This is a genomic window from Stenotrophomonas maltophilia, assembly GCF_047497515.2.
Lineage (GTDB): Bacteria > Pseudomonadota > Gammaproteobacteria > Xanthomonadales > Xanthomonadaceae > Stenotrophomonas.
This window is the reverse complement of the sequence record NZ_JAXAXL020000002.1, coordinates 407,289-423,156: the sequence shown is the minus strand read 5'-3', so window position 1 is coordinate 423,156 and position 15,868 is coordinate 407,289. Positions and strand designations below refer to the sequence as shown.

The following is a 15,868-nucleotide window of genomic DNA, read 5'->3' as shown; positions in this document are numbered from 1 at the left end:
ACATGAATGTAATTCAGGGGTCATTCGATGGAAAGTGCCCAACCCATAGCATGACCTGCATTGCGTCGAACTGTGCCGCTCAGGATGGGGTGGCGTTTAGAACGACTTCCGAGTCATCTATGGAGGATTTCAGGCCATGCCGCCTCGTTCACCCTTTTTTATCGTGCCCACACAGGGCCTTTCTCGTCGGCGTTTCGTCCAAGGGTTAGCCGCCGGCGGCGTTCTCGCTGGGCTGTCCACGCCGGCGTTCAAGGCATTTGCCCAGCAAGGCTCCGCGACGCGCGGTGCCGCCCCTGTGCTGAAGGGCACCGAGTTCGACTTGGTGATCGCCGAATCGCCCGTGAACTTCACGGGCAAGCCAGGCGTGGCTACGACCATCAACGGCTCGCTGCCGGCACCGACATTGCGTTGGCGCGAGGGTGACACCGTCACAATCCGTGTAACCAACAAGCTGCGTGAAGCCACATCCATTCACTGGCACGGGATCATCCTGCCGTATCAGATGGATGGCGTGCCGGGCATCAGCTTCAATGGCATCGCTCCCGGCGAGACCTTCACGTACCGCTTCAAGGTTCAGCAGAGCGGCTCCTACTGGTACCACTCGCACTCCGGCTTCCAGGAACTCACGGGCATGTACGGGGCGATCATCATCGACCCCGCTGGCGCCGAGACCATCCACGCCGACCGTGACCACGTGCTGCTGTTCTCGGATTGGACCGACGAAGACCCGATGCGGGTGTTCACCAAGCTCAAGTCCCAAAGCGACTATTACAACTACAACCAACCTACCGTCTTCGACTTCTTCCGGGACGCCTCGCGCGAAGGCACGGCCGCTGCGATCGACAAGCGCAAGATGTGGAACGAGATGCGGATGAATCCGACGGATCTCGCAGATCTGTCTGCCGCCACGCTGACCTATCTGGCCAACGGCGTCACCCCCGCCGGCAATTGGACGGCGCTGTTCCGACCGGGTGAGCGCGTGCGGCTGCGCATGGTCAACGGTGCGGGCAACACCTTCTACGACGTACGCATTCCAGGACTGAAACTCACGGTGGTGCACGTCGATGGTGTTGACGTGGAGCCGGTGACCGTCGATGAGTTCCGATTCGGTCCTGGCGAAACCGTCGACGTGATCGTCCAGCCACGGGATGACGCTTACACGATCTTCGCCCAGGCGATGGACCGGACAGGCTACGCGCGTGCCACGCTGGCCGTGCGTGAAGGTCTTCAAGCTCCCGTGCCTGCCCTCGATCCGGTCGAATGGCTGACCATGAACGACATGATGGGCGGCATGATGGGGGGCATGGACCATGGCGGGTCCGGCCAGGCCATGGAGATGACCGGGATGACGGGCATGACGGGCATGACCGGGATGACCGGGATGGGCTCGGGTTCGATGTCCGGGATGGATCATGGGGCGATGGCAGGCATGAATCACGGCGCCATGAACCACGGTGGCATGGCGATGGATCACAGCCAACACGCCGCGGCGGCGGGGGGACTGGCCGTGCCCAGCACTACTGCTCGCCACGCTCGCACCGAGTATGGTGCCAGCACGGACATGCGCGTTGACATGGCGCGCACCAACCTCGATGACCCCGGCATCGGACTGCGCAACAACGGTCGGCGCGTGTTGACCCTCGCGGATCTGCATACCCCGTCGGGGCCGCTGGACAAGAGAGGCCCCGGCCGGGAGGTCGAACTGCACCTCACGGGCAACATGGAACGCTACGCATGGTCCCTGGACGGGCTGGAGTTCGGAAAGTCCACGCCGGTGCACTTCAAACACGGCGAGCGGCTGCGGGTCATTCTGCACAACGACACCATGATGACCCATCCCATGCACCTGCACGGCATGTGGAGCGAGCTGGAAAGCCCCGACGGTCGCTTCCTTGCGCGCCGCCACACCCTGCCGGTGCAGCCGGCACAACGCATCAGCTTCCTGGTGACAGCCGACGCGCTCGGCCGCTGGGCGTGGCACTGCCACCTGATGTTCCACATGGATGCCGGCATGTTCCGCGAAGTCGTGGTGTCTTGAACCCAGCGCACAAGGAAGACCAAGAATGTCCAAAGCACTCCCCACTCGCGCACTGGCCACGACGCTTCTGGCCCTGGTAAGCGTCGCCGCCCAGGCACAAGCACAGAACGACCATGCAGCGCACGGCCAGGCCGACGCTCAAACGGCCGCGCCATCCACTCAGACCGTGGCTCCTGCCGCCGACCCGCACGCGGGTCACGCGACGTCGGCGAGCGGCTCGACCGCGGCCCCGGCCATGGATCACGGCAACATGCAGATGCAGGGCGGGTCGGCGCCTCCTGACGCCCGCGATCCGCATGGCTACTCCAATGGCCTGACATTGGGATCGGGCGACTACGCCGTACCCGGTGTGCCGCGGCTGATGCTGGCCGACGAACACAGGTTCTTTTCGTTGCGCGGCGAAACTCTGGAACGCCGCTTCACGCGCAAAGGAGACGACTCCACGGCCTACGACCTCCAGGCGTGGTATGGGACGACCTACAACAAGGCCGTCGTGAAGGCCGAAGGCGATATCGCCAAAGGAAAGCTCGAAGAATCGCGTACCGAGCTTCTCTGGGGGCACGCCGTCGCACCGTACTGGGACACCCAGCTCGGCGTTCGGGTGGATAACGGGGAAGGCCCGAGCCGTCAATGGTTGGCTTTCGGCATCCAGGGCCTCGCCCCCTACTGGTTCGAGCTGGAGGCGACGGGCTACGTGGGAAGTGGTGGACGTACGGCGCTGCGTGTCGAAGGCAGCTACGAGCTGCTGCTGACCCAGCGACTGATTCTGGAGCCTCGCGCCGAGTTGCAGTTTTATGGCAAGGACGACCCGGAACGCGGTATCGGCAAGGGCCTGGCCGAAGCGTCTGCTGGCTTGCGCCTGCGCTATGAATTCAGTCGCCAGTTCGCCCCCTATATCGGCGTGGAACGGGCGGGCAGCTTCGGACGCACCGCGGACTATGTGCGTGCCGAAGGCGGCCGTGCGCAGCAGACGCGCTGGGTGGCTGGCGTGCGATTCTGGTTCTAGAACCTAGCGGGTTTGATCATCTGATGAGAGGCGATCCATGAACATGCACTACGACAGAAGCCAGGGCAAAGTGCCGAGACGCCAGGCATTGATCGCTGGCTTGTTGGTGATGGCACTCGCAGGACCGAGCCTGGCGCAGAGCCGACCGATTGCCAAGGTCTGGAAGGACCCGAGCTGCGGATGCTGCAAGGACTGGGTCTCACACCTGCAAGGCGCAGGCTTCGATGTGCAGGTTCTCGACACCGGGAACACCGCAGCGCGCACGCGGCTGGGCATCCCGCAGAAGTACGGTTCTTGCCACACGGCGCAGATCGGCGGCTATGCCATCGAGGGTCATGTGCCTGCCTCGGACATTCAACGCTTGCTGCGCGAAGCCCCGCAGGCCATCGGCCTCGCGGCGCCCGGCATGCCGGTCGGTTCGCCCGGCATGGATGGTCCGGCCTATGGTGGACGCAAGGACGCCTACGACGTGCTGCTGATTGGGAAAAACGGTAGCAGCACGGTCTATCAGTCGCATCGCTGACCATCCATCAACCCTTCTCCGTGGAGATATGCCATGCAGCATCAGCACACACAGACCCCCAGCGATCGCCCCCGGTTCTGGCGATCGCGCTACGGCGTGGCGTTCCTCATCATCGCCGCTGTCGCCGCGTATTTCCTGCTCAAGGAGCATACGGCACATGTTGCCGGCTATCTCCCCTTCCTGCTGCTGGCGGCTTGTCCGCTGATGCACCTGTTCATGCACCGTGGTCACGGCCACGGCGGACACGATCATGCCGCGCGTCAGGGTAAGGAAGGTGCCGCAGCCTCCAAGGAGCAGAAGCAATGAGTCGAGGCACTCGCACCGTGCGAGCACGCGACGCCGCGCTTGTCTCCTTGCGCGCCTGCGGCCTGCTGCGATCACCAGACACCAAAGGTTAACGGCGGAGGGCACTTGTCACTATGAATTCACCCAGCAAGTCTTCAGGACATGAGCACGCAGGCATGGCGGCGGGTGCCACAACGTCCGGCCCGCATACGCACCACCATCACGCCAGCCATGCTGGAAGTGACGACGCGGGCGGGTCCTCAAGCCACACGCAGCCCGATGCCGCGACGCGAGATCCGGTGTGTGGCATGGCGGTCACGGCGGCGTCGGAGCACCGTTCCACGCACTTGGGGAACACGTACTTGTTTTGCAGCACCGGATGCAAGGCCAAATTCGACGCCGATCCGGCGCGATATGCCAGCGGTGACGCGGGCATAGGCACAGGCAGCGGCCATGCACCGCATCACCATGCCAGCACCGCAGTTTCACCGGCCCCGGCGGCATCGCCAACCGCGCCCGGAACCATCTACACCTGCCCGATGCACCCGGAGATCCGCCAGGATCATCCGGGAACCTGCCCCAAGTGCGGGATGACGCTGGAGCCTCTGCTGCCCGACCTCGATGACGACAACCCGGAGTTGCGTGACTTCTCGCGTCGCTTCTGGTGGACCTTGCCGCTGACGCTCGTGGTCTTGGCGCTGGCGATGCTGGGCGAGCGGCTGCACCTGATGGACATGGCTACACAGAGCTGGGTCGAGTTGGTGCTGTCGTTGCCGATCGTGCTGTGGGCCGGCTGGCCCTTCTTCTCCCGCGGCTGGCTGTCCGTGGTCAACCGCAGCCCGAACATGTGGACACTGATCGGCCTGGGAACGGGTGCGGCATTCATCTACAGCGTTGTGGCAACCGTTGCGCCGGAAGTGTTTCCAGCTTCCTTCATGTCCATGGGACGGGTCGGCGTGTATTTCGAGGCCGCCGCCGTCATCATCTCGCTGACACTGCTCGGCCAGGTGCTGGAACTCAAGGCCCGCTCCCAGACTTCGGCAGCCATCAAGTCGCTGCTGGGGCTGGCACCCAAGACGGCGCGGCGCATCAATGCGGACGGCAGCGAGGAAGACGTGCCACTCAGCCATGTGCACGTCGGCGACCTGCTGCGCATCCGACCCGGCGAGAAGGTGCCGGTGGATGGCATCGTGCACGAGGGCAGCAGCTCGATTGACGAATCCATGCTGACCGGCGAACCGCTGCCCGTCAGCAAGCGCGTGGGCGACAAGGTCATCGGGGCCACACTCAACACCAGCGGCGCGCTGGTCATGCGTTCGGAGCGGATCGGCTCGGACACCGTTCTATCGCAGATCGTCCAGATGGTCGCCCAGGCGCAGCGTTCCAAGGCACCGATGCAACGCATGGCCGATGTCGTTGCCGGCTACTTCGTGATGGCCGTCGTCGCCATTGCGGTGACGACGCTCCTTGTATGGGGATTCTTCGGGCCACAGCCCACCTGGGTCTATGGACTGATCAATGCGGTGGCCGTCCTGATCATCGCCTGCCCGTGCGCGCTGGGTCTGGCCACGCCGATGTCGATCATGGTCGCAACGGGCCGTGGCGCCACGCAGGGCGTGCTGTTCCGCGATGCCGCGGCGATCGAGAATCTTCGCAAGGTCGATACCCTCGTCATCGACAAGACAGGAACCCTGACCGAAGGCCGACCTGCTTTCGATCAGGTCGTCGCAGCCCCCGGCTTTACGAACGATGAGGTGCTGCGTCTTGCGGCCAGCCTGGACCAGGGCAGTGAACACCCCCTGGCCGACGCCATCGTGCAGGCCGCGCGTGCCCAGGGCCTCCAACTCGTGAAGCCTCAGAGCTTTGAATCGGGAACCGGCATCGGCGTGCGCGGAAAGGTTGAGCACCGGCAACTGGCGTTGGGCAACACAGTGCTGATGGAACAGTCTGGCGTATCGGTGGAACCGCTCGTACCCCAGGCCGAAGCTCTGCGCGGCGAAGGGGCCAGCGTCATGTACCTGGCGGTGGACGGGCAGCTCGCGGGCTTGCTCGCCGTGTCCGATCCGGTCAAGGGCAGCACCCCCGAGGCCCTGGCCGCGTTGAAGGCTGCGGGCCTGCGGGTCATCATGGCCACCGGGGACGGGCAGACCACCGCCAAAGCCGTCGGTGCACGCCTAGGCATCGACGAGGTGCATGGTGAGGTCAAGCCGGCGGACAAGCTCATGTTGATCGAGCGACTGCAGAAAGAAGGACGCATCGTCGCCATGGCCGGAGACGGCATCAACGACGCGCCGGCCTTGGCGAAGGCAGACGTGGGCATCGCCATGGGAACGGGAACCGACGTGGCGATGAACAGCGCCCAGGTCACGCTGGTCAAGGGTGACCTGCGTGGCATCGCTGTCGCTCGCACGCTCTCGGTGAGTACCGTGCGCAACATGAAGCAGAACCTCATGTTCGCCTTCCTCTACAACGCGCTGGGCATCCCCATCGCCGCCGGGGTTCTCTATCCCCTCACGGGCTGGCTGCTGTCGCCGCTGATCGCAGCATTGGCGATGAGCCTGAGTTCGGCGTCGGTCGTTGGCAACGCCTTGCGCCTGAGAGCGAGCCGACTGTGACCGGATTTTCTTTCTGAAACTACAGGAGCCTGCTATCGCCCAGCAAACCGTTTCTTTCGTTCCACGCCGTTGCAAAGGTGCAAGCCTTATCTCGGCATTTCGTTCTTAAACCACACCTCACACATCCAGGTAGAAACTTCTATGACCCGTTCACATTTCATCGCCAAGCTCGTCGCGCCGATCGCTGCTGGTCTGTTCGCCACCGCCGCATTCGCGCATCCTTCGCTGGTGTCTTCAACGCCGGCCGACAAGTCGCAGGTTTCTGCGCCAGCCACCATCGAACTGAAGTTCTCCGAGACGCTGGTGCCGCAGTTCTCCGCCGCGAGCCTTGTCATGACTGGCATGCCGGGAATGGCGAGCCATGGCCCGATGAAGATCAACGCCAGCGTCGCGGCTGCCGGCGACGGCAAGACCATGGTCATCACGCCGGCACAGGCGCTCCAGCCCGGTGACTATCGCGTCGAATGGCGTGCCGTCTCCTCGGACACGCATCCGATCACGGGTAACGTCACCTTCAAGGTGAAGTAAGCCCATGGCCGGGGATTGGTTGACCATCGTCCTGCGCCTGGCGCTGTATCTGGACCTGGCGGCGGCGTTTGGCGTCGCCATGTTCGGTCTCTATGCTTTGGGCAACGACGAGCGATCCTCGACGATCTCGCGCCGCTATCGCGTCCTCATTGGCGCATCCGCTGCCATCGGCATTGCCCTGTCGATGTGGGGCATGACGGTCATGGCCAAGGCCATGTCCGGTGCCCAGAGCTACGCGGAGCTGTCAACGCACGTCTTCGACATGCTCATTACGGGCACGCACATGGGCATCGCCTGGTGCATTCGCATCCTCGCGCTGTTGGTGTGTGTGCTCGTCGCAATGTTGAAATTGAACGCTACCTTGCGATTTGCAGTGATGGCGCTCTCCACCGGCGTGGCGCTGGCGACCCTTGCGTGGGCAGGCCACGGCGCGATGGACGACGGCGTTCGCGGCTACATCCATCTTGCGTCGGATATCACGCACCTCTGGGCAGCGGGCGCTTGGGTGGGCGCATTGGTGGCGTTCTTGATGCTGGCATCCCACAAGCAGGATGTCGCGCAAGACCCGGTAGCGGTCCTCAGTCGGACGTCGAATGGCTTTGCTCGCATAGGTACAGCGATCGTGGCTGCACTCGTCGTGAGTGGAATTCTCAATTACCTGTTGATCGCCGGACCATCGTTTGATCCGCTCATCTCGACGCTGTATGGCCGGCTGCTGATGGTAAAGCTCTTGCTTTTCGCAGGCATGCTGGCGTTGGCTGCTGCCAATCGGTATCGGTTGAGCCCGAGCCTGGAGGCTGCTTTGAAGGCAGGCAATCGCGCACAGGCAGTCATCAAGCTTAGACAGAGTCTGTTCACGGAGGCGACCTTGGCCGTTTTGGTTCTGGCGAGCGTTGCATGGCTTGGCATCTTGTCTCCCACTGGAACCTAGTCCTTCATGGGCGGCAGATGACAGCACATGAATTGAATGTAATGCACGGGTAAGCGCTCTGTAGACCGCCTGCTTCTACATTTAACGACGCGGCGCAAGTTGTCGTCGTTTTTACAAAGGAGTCGATCATGAAATCGCAAATTGTCATTGCCGCCCTGTTGAGCGCTCTCTCCGTGCCAGCCTTCGCCGGTCATGCAGCAGCCCAAGCAGCCAAGGAAATGGTTCCCTTGGCTGACGGGGGAACGCTGTACATCTTCAAGGACGGAAAGATGGCACAGGAAAGCCGCTTCGGGCGCGCCGTCTATCTCAATGTCGGAGCTTCGGTGTCGACGAAGGATGGGCGCAACATCGCGATCACCAGCAATGAAGTCGCTCGCCTCGGGTCGCTGCTACAAAAAGAGCACGGCGGATGACGCCGCGGGTGTGCGGTGCTTTTCAAAGCTTCTGCACAGTGTGACAGAGACGCGCGCCCCGATTGGGCGCGCGCGCTTGGGACGCGTCACGAGCAACCACGAGCGCTCAAGGTGCCAGTTTTTGCGATGTCAAGCGCATCAACTTCCCTGAAATGGATCCAGCCTCCCCGTCCACCGTGATTCGTCCACGGGACATCTGGCGCGAATGAGAACTTGCGAGGAGCCCGATTTATGGAGTTGCGTCATCTACGATGCTTTGTCGTCTTGGCAGAGGAGTTGCATTTCACGCGGGCGGCCGAGAGGCTGCATATAGAGCAACCCCCCTTGTCTCGCGCGATCAAGGAATTGGAAGATGAGCTTGGGGTCACGCTGTTTGACCGCGACCGCAGGGGCACACGGCTGACCGTGGCGGGGGCGGCATTCTTGCAGGACACCCGCCGACTCTTCACTGTCCTGGAGCAAGCGCGTGAAAATGCCAGAGCCATTGCCGCGGGCCTGAGGGGCAGCCTGCGCATTGCAATTTCCGATGGTGCGATGGACCCACGACTATCGGCGTTCCTAGCTCGTTGCCGCGCGGAAGAGCCCGAGGTCGAGATACGTCTCTCCGAGGTACCGCTGACCGAGCAGATACGGGGCCTACGGTCTGGCGACTTCACGATCGGATTTGCACACGCGGCGGATGTTGGCGAAGGCATCGTGGCTGAACCGATCTGGCGAGACCCGATTGTGATCGCCGTGCCAGCGCGGCACTCGCTTCTTGCGCACAAGCAAGTTCCGCTGAACGAACTTCAGGGTCACCCACTGGTTCTGTGCGACAAACTGGCCTGCGAAGGCTACTGCCGAGAACTAAATCGGCTGCTACAGGTTCTGGAACACAGACTCAACGTTGTCGAAGAAGTGTCGTCGCTGGACATGATGCTAACGCTCGTCGGCGCAGGCTATGGGATTGGTTTCATGACGGCGACCAAGATTCCCATCAGCCAGAGGCCGGACGTGGTGATTCGCCCTCTGGCGCAGGACACGGCGGTAATCACAACCTATCTGCTTCGGCCAGAAAGCAGCAACTCATCGGTTTCGCTGGATCGCTTCATCGAACGTCTGCGAGGACCTCCGGATGACTAAAGCGTCAATGCCTATCTGAATCGTGCGCCGCGGCACGAAGATTGCGTTCGGCTGCGCTGACGAGTTCCGCAGCACTGAGCTTGAGTCCGGCGGCGATTCTTAAGATCAGAGCGAGAGTGGGCATGTGCTCCCCACGCTCTATTTTGCCCATGTGCGATCGCTCGATCCCTGCTTTCGCAGCCAGTTCTTCCTGAGCAACACCTTGCGTCAGGCGGGCGACACGAACGGCCGCTCCGAATGCCAACGCTGGCTCGGCGTCGAAAGTGGTAGTTCCTGGGGGACGGCCTCGTCGGACAGTTCGCTTCTCCATCCTTGGAAGCGTCGAACAGTCCAAACAATTTAACCACGTTAAGTTTAACTCAAACTAGCTATCATGAAGACTTTCCATCCTTGTCTTATCGCTTCTTGGGGCCTCTCATGCACGACGCCACCAGCCCACGCCCACAGCTCAGGCTCGCCATAGCGCCTGGTGTGGCCTCTTCGTACCTAGCTGCATTGCTTGCCCTGCAGCGCGCGGAGGAGCCCGAAGTTTCTATGGAATTTAATGAGGTTACGGCGAGCGATCTCATTACGGGCCTCTACAAACGGCGCTTCGACGTCGGCCTTTCTCTGAAGCAGGTGAGCGATTCTTCGCTGAAGAGTCTTTCTATTTGGTTCGAGGCGACAGCTCTTGCCACGCCGCTGCGATACCCACTGCTCCGGCAGCAGTCAATCAGAATAGACGAACTTAAGGAGCACTCCGTGTTTCGATGGAAGGCCGAATATTCTCCTTCGCTGGACCAGTACCTGTCCTCCATGTCATCAACGGAAAGGCCGAATGTCCAGCATGTCAGTTCTTTTGAGATGTTATTGCTCTGGGTCGCAGCTGGATATGGCGTAGGGATTTCCTCGCGATCACGCATCGAAACCGCTAGCCAGTGCGGAATCTGCACGCGCCCAATAGCCGATGGCCCCTACGAGGTCATTACGCACCTGCAGCGACTCTCGGGACAGACGAATCTTGTAGCTGATCGATTTGAGCTTAGAGCCTTGCGAGTTGCCGAGGCGCGTAAAGCATGACAACCACGTGCGGTGCCCGCCCTTGCCGGTGGATTTGCAGCGGGTGCCGGTTCGGGCCAAGGCGCCGTCCAGACGCATCAATTCATCCTGGAAACTGACCTTGATCAATTCAACTCCCTACAACTTCCAATAGTATGTCCGCATGATCGGCTTAAGGCGCCTTCTCGCAAGATGGAGCCGCTGGATTACCAGCGGCCTAGTCGTAACCTTGCTTTTCTCGCAGGTTGCGATGGCGATGTACGTCTGTCCCAAGCCAGACCCGAGGGCATCTGTGGAAACCACGCAAATGCGTGCCACGATCTCGATGCAGCAGGCTGACAAGTTGCCAATGTCGGATTGCACCGGCATGCCTGATTCCATGGACAGCGAAGCGCCACAGTTGTGCCACGCTCATTGCAGTGGCGATCGGGAGTCGGCGCTTTCATGGCAGGGGCTGGACATTCAGTTTCTCGCGGCGCACGTGATGTGGCTCGCCAACTCGCTGCCCGGGTTGGTTCTCGACCGGGTAGCCCTCAGAGCGTGTTCAAAGTCTTTTGAGCAAGAGCACCAAGAATGCCAAGTGGACGAACTGCAGGCTGGTGTTGAGCCATCGCTCGCAGTTCTTCCACAGCCTCCTGTTCTTGTCCAGCCAGGCAAAGCTGCGTTCCACGACCCAGCGCTTGGGCATCACTTTGAAAGTGTGAAGCTCGCTTCTCTTGGCGATCTGCACCGTCACATGCCCTCCCAGAATCTGCTGCACGCCTTGCGCGAACGGCCGACCGATGTAGCCTGCATCGCACAGCAGGCTTTGTAGCCGGCTCAACCGGGGCTTGCAGCGCTGTAGCGCCTGCAGTGCGCCTTTGCGGTCCGTCACCTCGGCCGTGGTCACCGCTATCGCATGCGGCAATCCCTGGGTGTCCACCGCGATGTGGCGCTTGATGCCCGAGACCTTCTTGCCTGCGTCATAGCCCTTCAAGCCCGCCGTGTCCGTGTTCTTCACGCTCTGCGCGTCCACGATCAAGAGCGTGCTGCAGGCGTTGCGCCCCAGTTTCTCGCGGGCCGCGCCAACCTGATTTTTTTAATGCCTGCTCCAGCAGGCTGCCACCCTCGCGTGGCTCGCTCCAGATGGCAAAGTACGAGTGCACGGTGCGCCATTTGGGAAAGTCGCTGGGCAGTGCCCGCCACTGACAGCCCGTGCGCAGCAGGTACAGCACGGCGCAGAACACCTCGTACAGCTCCACTTTGCGTGGGGCAGTCTTTCTGCGCGCACTCTCCAGCAATGGCCGGATCACCTCGAACTGCTCGCGCTTGATGTCGCTGGGGTAGCCTTTTCTCACCCAGCGAGCTTCTCACATCAAGAGGGCGAGACTTTGAACACGTTCTCAGGCGGCACGTTACCTACATTCCTCCCAATCCCCGCGCGGGCTTTCCGCCGATCTACCTCACGTTCCAAGTCCTGCGGAATTGATTTATGTGTCCGTGCTCGCCGCGCACCGATGCGGCAGACCACGTGATTTCGTGAATACCAATTCCGAGGACAACCATGTTTACTCCCTTTTTTGGCGCCCCCGAGGGGCGCCCGTCGGCGTACGGCCGAGGCACAACGCCGGCCTCGATGCGAGTGCATCGTCTGAAAGCTATCAGCATCGCGTTGGCGGGCAGTGCGCTTGTCTCGCCTGTAGCCTACGCCCTCGATTTTGCTGAGGCACGCCTTATCGCGGAGCAGCAGAGCCCACGCATAAGCGCGCAGCAGTTGCAGGTTAACGTCGCCGAATCCGTGCAGAAGGCAGCAGGCTCGCTGCCCGACCCCAAGCTCTCGCTCGGCATCGAAAACTACCCCATCAGCGGCATGGATCGCTGGAGCATGACGCGCGAATCCATGACGATGCAGCGCTTGGCGCTCATGCAGGAAGTGCCCAACAGGGCCAAGCGCGACGCCCAGGTCGCCAGCGCGCAGGCGCGTGTGGATCGAGAACGCGCGGCGCTGGTTTTGCAGCGATTGCAGATCCGCCAGGAACTCAGCCTGGCGTGGATCGCCGCGCAGGCGGTGGAGCAACGGGAGATACTGCTGACGGAACTGCTCGCGGAGAACCAGCGCCTGCAAGACAGTCTCCCCGCTCGCGTCGCCGGCGGCACCGCCCAGGCTGGCGATCTGTTGGTCGCGGAACAGGAGGCGCTGACACTCACGGACCGCCGTGACGATCTACAGCGGGACCGGGCCAAGGCCAGGGCCGCGTTGCGGCGCTGGGTGGGCTCCAGGGCCGACGAAGCACTGCAAGGCGATCCAGGCCCGCTCACTCGCCCCGTCGCGCAACTGCGCACAGAACTGGCGAATCACGCGGAGCTTGAACTCTATCCGGCGATGCAAAGCATGGCCCGGGCCGAGTCCCGCGAAGCCCAATCAGAGACCCGCGGCGATTGGGCCTGGGAGATAGCCTATAGCCGGCGTGATCGCCGATGGGGCGACATGGTGTCATTTCAGGTGACATTCGATCTGCCTTGGCAGAAGGATCGACGCCAAGTGCCCATGATCGAGGCAAAACGGCACGAGTTGGAACGTCTGGACGCCGAACGCGAAGACGTGGCGCGGCGGCATTTGCAGGAGCTGGACGACAGCGCCGCCGAACTCCAAGCGTTGAACAGCCAGATCGACCGCCTGCAGACCGCCGGCTTGCAACTGGTACGGAACCGAGCGGCGCTTGCATTGAGCAACTACCGATCCGCCAAGGGGGACCTGAGCGCTGTGCTCAGTGCACGCGCCCAGGTGCTGGAGACGCGCATGCGTCTGATCGACCTTGGAGCGCAGCGCGACAGCCTCGTCGCCCGACTGAACAGCCTGATCGCGGACTGAGTGGAGACCCTCGCCATGAATACCTCTTCGAGAAACATCCTTGCCGGCTTGACGCTGGTTGCTGCCGGTATTGCCGTTGGATGGGGCGTCGCCCAATGGCGCGCCGGCCACCTCAGCGGCTCCCCCGCTGCCAACGTCTGTTGGCGCGCACTTAAAACTGACCCAGGCTGCGCGTTGAACTTTGACCCACCCGGTGTACGGGGCTGAGGGTATCAGTTGGTGGTCTGGGTGGTGGCCTCCTTTGCCCTGATTCTGGCTTTGGTCTTGTTGGCGGCGGTGCTGTTGCGCAGCCGCCAGGAGTCGTTGCCGGTCTCCAGGATGTGGCAGTGGTGGGTGATGCGATCCAGCAGCGCGGTGGTCATCTTGGCGTCGCCGAACACCTGACCCCATTCGGAGAAGGCCAAGTTGGTGGTGATGGCGAGGCTGGTGCGCTCGTAGAGCTTGCTGATCAGGTGGAACAGCAGCGCGCCGCCTGAGGGGGTGAACGGCAGGTAGCCCAGTTCATCGAGGATGACCAGGTCGGCATAGGTCAGGCGCAGGGCGATCTGCCCGGCCTTGCCCTGGGCCTGTTCCTTCTCCAGCGCATTGACCAGTTCGATGGTGGAGAAGAAGCGCACGCGCAGGCGATGCTGGCGCACGGCCTAGATGCCGATGGCGGTGGCCAGGTGGGTCTTGCCGGTGCCCGGTCCACCGACAAGGACGACGTTCTCGGGGGTGTGGATGAAGTCACCCTGGTGGAGTCGTTCGACCAGTGCGCGATCAACGGGACTGGCCGCGAAGTCGAACCCGAGCAGGTCACGATGGACGGGGAAACGTGCGGCCTTCATCTGGTTGGCCTGGGCACGAACCTGCCGTTCGGCGGACTCGGCCTGCAGCAGTTCGGCCATCCAGTGTTCGGGCTCCATGGTGTGCAGGCGCATCTTGGCCAGCAGTTCGGGCCACTGGCTGGCCATGCCGTGCAGCTTGAGCTGCTGCATGCGCAGCGGCAGGTCAGGCGTCGACATGATCTGCCTCCCGCAGGGCGTCGTAGCCGGCCGGATCGGACACCGGCGGATGACGCAGCGTCACTCGCGAGGCGACCGTCTCGATCGTGCGGTCCGGATGCTGCAATCGCCCCAGCACGTTGAGCACGTGGTCGGCGCGCACCAGGCCGGACTCGAGTGCCAGTTCCACCGCCACCAGTACCGCTTCGAGCCCGTGCACGGGTACGGCGGCCAGCACCTGGGCCATGGCGCGGTCGCCGTGAGGCTGGCGCAGCAACACCTGCTGCAGCTTGCGCAGCGGATCGGGCATGGACAGGAACGGCGCGCCGTCACGCAGTGCCCCCGGCTTGCGCTGGACCAGGGCGATGTAGTGCTGCCAGTCGTAGTGGACCCGATCACGCTCGAAGCTGCGCCGGTGGCGGGCGACCTCGGCCTCGCCGACCACCACGGCCAGTTCGAAGGGATACACGCGCAGGCTGGCGACGGCGTGGGCGTGTTCGCACGGCACGCTGTAGCGGTTGCGCTGGAAGCTGACCAGCGCGGTCGAACTGACCCGCACCGGCCGCTCGATGTAGCCGTCGAAGGGCGCGGGCATCGGCATCAGGTGGGGCTGTTCGTCCTCCAGAGCTTCGGCCACGGTGATGTCGGAGGCATCCGGATGCGCCTGCATCGGCCAAGCGGCGCGGCACTCGCTGGCGAGCCAGGCATTGAGGGTGTCCAGATCTGGCCAGTGGCGGGCCCCGGCCTCGATCCAGATCTGTCGGCGCCGGTCCTGCACGTTCTTCTCGACCCGCCCCTTCTCCCAACCCGCGGCGCGGTTGCAGAACTCCGCGGCGAACAGGTAGTGGCTGGTCATGGCGTGGAAGCGGGCGTTGACCCGCCGTTCCCGGTGCTGGCCGATCCCGTCCACCGCCGTCTTCATGTTGTCGTAGATGCCGCGGCGCGGCACGCCACCGAAGGCGGTAAACGCCTGGGTATGAGCATCGAACAGCATCTCGTGGCTCTGGGTGGGATAGGCCACCAACCAGAAGGCGCGGCTGCAGGCCAGCTTCACGTGGGCGAGATCCAGCGGCATCTTGGCGTGGCTGCCGACGAAGGCGTACTCGCGGCTCCAGTCGAACTGGAAGGCTTCACCCGGAGGAAAGTGCAACGGCACGAAGGCCGGGCGGCGGCTGGCGCCGCCGGCCGCCTTCCACTGGCGGATGAAGGCCGTCACCCGGGTGTAGGTGCCCGGATAGCCGATCGCCTGCAACTGCGAGAACAGCACCTTGGCGGTGCGTTGTTCCCGCCGGGGACGATGGCTGTCGGCACGCAGCCACGTCTCCAACTGGGACCGGTAGGGATCGAGCCGGGAGGGCGAGGCTCGCCTGGGATAGACCGGCTCGGACTGGCCGCTGCGCAGCCATCGCCGGATGGTATTGCGGGATAGGCCCGTGCGCTTGGCGATCTCGCGCAGCGGCAGGCCATCGCGGAAATGCATCCGCCGGATCTTGGCCAACATGACCATGGTGATCACTCCTGAAATCCCCCGAGCA

General features: G+C 62.9%; 14 protein-coding genes and 1 pseudogene. 11 read left to right on the top strand and 4 right to left on the bottom strand.

The features are described 5' to 3' along the window. Positions 1-136 precede the first annotated feature (136 nt). The 9 genes from ACMZPQ_RS05690 (at position 137) to ACMZPQ_RS05650 (ending at position 9,461) form a co-directional block, all read left to right on the top strand. Positions 137-2,038 (top strand): copper resistance system multicopper oxidase, encoded by a 1,902-nt coding sequence (locus tag ACMZPQ_RS05690; RefSeq protein ID WP_003097515.1) that lies wholly within the window; start codon positions 137-139, stop codon positions 2,036-2,038. Between the two features lie 25 nt (positions 2,039-2,063). Further along, complete coding sequence (locus tag ACMZPQ_RS05685) at positions 2,064-3,044, top strand: copper resistance protein B (protein ID WP_005408883.1); 981 nt, start codon at positions 2,064-2,066, stop codon at positions 3,042-3,044. Positions 3,045-3,081: 37 nt separating this feature from the next. Beyond that, positions 3,082-3,567, top strand: a complete 486-nt coding sequence (locus ACMZPQ_RS05680) for a DUF411 domain-containing protein (RefSeq protein ID WP_003090303.1) — start codon at positions 3,082-3,084, stop codon at positions 3,565-3,567. A 33-nt stretch (positions 3,568-3,600) separates the two neighbouring features. Continuing rightward, positions 3,601-3,873: a DUF2933 domain-containing protein gene (locus ACMZPQ_RS05675; RefSeq protein WP_003097518.1), complete on the top strand. Its 273-nt coding sequence runs from the start codon at positions 3,601-3,603 to the stop codon at positions 3,871-3,873. Positions 3,874-4,028: 155 nt separating this feature from the next. Beyond that, positions 4,029-6,467, top strand: a complete 2,439-nt coding sequence (locus ACMZPQ_RS05670; RefSeq protein ID WP_197286470.1) for a heavy metal translocating P-type ATPase — start codon at positions 4,029-4,031, stop codon at positions 6,465-6,467. 141 nt (positions 6,468-6,608) lie between these two features. Then, positions 6,609-6,995 carry a copper homeostasis periplasmic binding protein CopC gene (gene copC / locus ACMZPQ_RS05665; protein ID WP_003090319.1) on the top strand — a complete coding sequence of 129 codons (387 nt, stop codon included), beginning with the start codon at positions 6,609-6,611 and terminating at the stop codon, positions 6,993-6,995. Positions 6,996-6,999: 4 nt separating this feature from the next. Continuing rightward, entirely contained in the window at positions 7,000-7,926 is a 927-nt protein-coding gene (gene copD, locus ACMZPQ_RS05660; protein ID WP_003097522.1) for a copper homeostasis membrane protein CopD, read from the top strand. Between the two features lie 128 nt (positions 7,927-8,054). Beyond that, positions 8,055-8,339, top strand: a complete 285-nt coding sequence (locus tag ACMZPQ_RS05655; protein ID WP_003090336.1) for a CopK family periplasmic copper-binding protein — start codon at positions 8,055-8,057, stop codon at positions 8,337-8,339. Between the two features lie 231 nt (positions 8,340-8,570). After that, on the top strand, positions 8,571-9,461 hold the full coding sequence (locus ACMZPQ_RS05650) for a LysR family transcriptional regulator (protein ID WP_003097524.1): 891 nt from the start codon (positions 8,571-8,573) through the stop codon (positions 9,459-9,461). Positions 9,462-9,465: 4 nt separating this feature from the next. Here the strand turns inward: ACMZPQ_RS05650 and ACMZPQ_RS05645 are convergent, their stop codons facing one another. Next, the gene (locus ACMZPQ_RS05645) at positions 9,466-9,771 is read right to left on the bottom strand and encodes a helix-turn-helix domain-containing protein (RefSeq protein ID WP_003097526.1); all 306 of its coding nucleotides are present in this window, start codon (positions 9,769-9,771) and stop codon (positions 9,466-9,468) included. 107 nt (positions 9,772-9,878) lie between these two features. Here ACMZPQ_RS05645 and ACMZPQ_RS05640 point away from each other — a divergent pair, with 107 nt between their 5' ends. Then, positions 9,879-10,520 carry a LysR substrate-binding domain-containing protein gene (locus ACMZPQ_RS05640; protein ID WP_023657317.1) on the top strand — a complete coding sequence of 214 codons (642 nt, stop codon included), beginning with the start codon at positions 9,879-9,881 and terminating at the stop codon, positions 10,518-10,520. 523 nt (positions 10,521-11,043) lie between these two features. Here the strand turns inward: ACMZPQ_RS05640 and ACMZPQ_RS05635 are convergent. Continuing rightward, positions 11,044-11,836, bottom strand: a protein-coding gene (locus ACMZPQ_RS05635; protein WP_086009121.1) for an IS5-like element ISStma16 family transposase whose coding sequence is annotated in 2 segments (ribosomal slippage) — positions 11,044-11,578 and positions 11,577-11,836 — 795 coding nt in all. Because the reading frame shifts where the segments join, the coding sequence is not laid out codon by codon here. A gap of 206 nt (positions 11,837-12,042) precedes the next feature. Here ACMZPQ_RS05635 and ACMZPQ_RS05630 point away from each other — a divergent pair. Beyond that, positions 12,043-13,350 carry a TolC family protein gene (locus tag ACMZPQ_RS05630; protein WP_003097539.1) on the top strand — a complete coding sequence of 436 codons (1,308 nt, stop codon included), beginning with the start codon at positions 12,043-12,045 and terminating at the stop codon, positions 13,348-13,350. A 212-nt stretch (positions 13,351-13,562) separates the two neighbouring features. Here the strand turns inward: ACMZPQ_RS05630 and istB are convergent. Together istB and istA are read right to left on the bottom strand one after the other, a co-directional pair. Beyond that, positions 13,563-14,354 (bottom strand): annotated as a pseudogene (gene istB / locus ACMZPQ_RS05625) (IS21-like element ISPa36 family helper ATPase IstB). Next, a complete protein-coding gene (gene istA, locus ACMZPQ_RS05620) occupies positions 14,341-15,840 on the bottom strand; it encodes an IS21-like element ISPa36 family transposase (RefSeq protein ID WP_414486133.1) in 1,500 nt (499 codons plus the stop codon). The pseudogene istB and the gene istA overlap by 14 nt, the downstream one beginning before the upstream one ends. Positions 15,841-15,868: the final 28 nt, after the last annotated feature.

Bases quoted from the DNA above. Each gene is read 5' to 3' on its own strand.
- ACMZPQ_RS05690 (WP_003097515.1), top strand. From the start codon at position 137: ATGCCGCCTCGTTCACCCTTTTTTATCGTGCCCACACAGGGCCTTTCT.
- ACMZPQ_RS05685 (WP_005408883.1), top strand. From the start codon at position 2,064: ATGTCCAAAGCACTCCCCACTCGCGCACTGGCCACGACGCTTCTGGCC.
- ACMZPQ_RS05680 (WP_003090303.1), top strand. From the start codon at position 3,082: ATGAACATGCACTACGACAGAAGCCAGGGCAAAGTGCCGAGACGCCAG.
- ACMZPQ_RS05675 (WP_003097518.1), top strand. From the start codon at position 3,601: ATGCAGCATCAGCACACACAGACCCCCAGCGATCGCCCCCGGTTCTGG.
- ACMZPQ_RS05670 (WP_197286470.1), top strand. From the start codon at position 4,029: ATGGCGGCGGGTGCCACAACGTCCGGCCCGCATACGCACCACCATCAC.
- copC (WP_003090319.1), top strand. From the start codon at position 6,609: ATGACCCGTTCACATTTCATCGCCAAGCTCGTCGCGCCGATCGCTGCT.
- copD (WP_003097522.1), top strand. From the start codon at position 7,000: ATGGCCGGGGATTGGTTGACCATCGTCCTGCGCCTGGCGCTGTATCTG.
- ACMZPQ_RS05655 (WP_003090336.1), top strand. From the start codon at position 8,055: ATGAAATCGCAAATTGTCATTGCCGCCCTGTTGAGCGCTCTCTCCGTG.
- ACMZPQ_RS05650 (WP_003097524.1), top strand. From the start codon at position 8,571: ATGGAGTTGCGTCATCTACGATGCTTTGTCGTCTTGGCAGAGGAGTTG.
- ACMZPQ_RS05645 (WP_003097526.1), bottom strand. From the start codon at position 9,771: ATGGAGAAGCGAACTGTCCGACGAGGCCGTCCCCCAGGAACTACCACT.
- ACMZPQ_RS05640 (WP_023657317.1), top strand. From the start codon at position 9,879: ATGCACGACGCCACCAGCCCACGCCCACAGCTCAGGCTCGCCATAGCG.
- ACMZPQ_RS05630 (WP_003097539.1), top strand. From the start codon at position 12,043: ATGTTTACTCCCTTTTTTGGCGCCCCCGAGGGGCGCCCGTCGGCGTAC.
- istA (WP_414486133.1), bottom strand. From the start codon at position 15,840: ATGGTCATGTTGGCCAAGATCCGGCGGATGCATTTCCGCGATGGCCTG.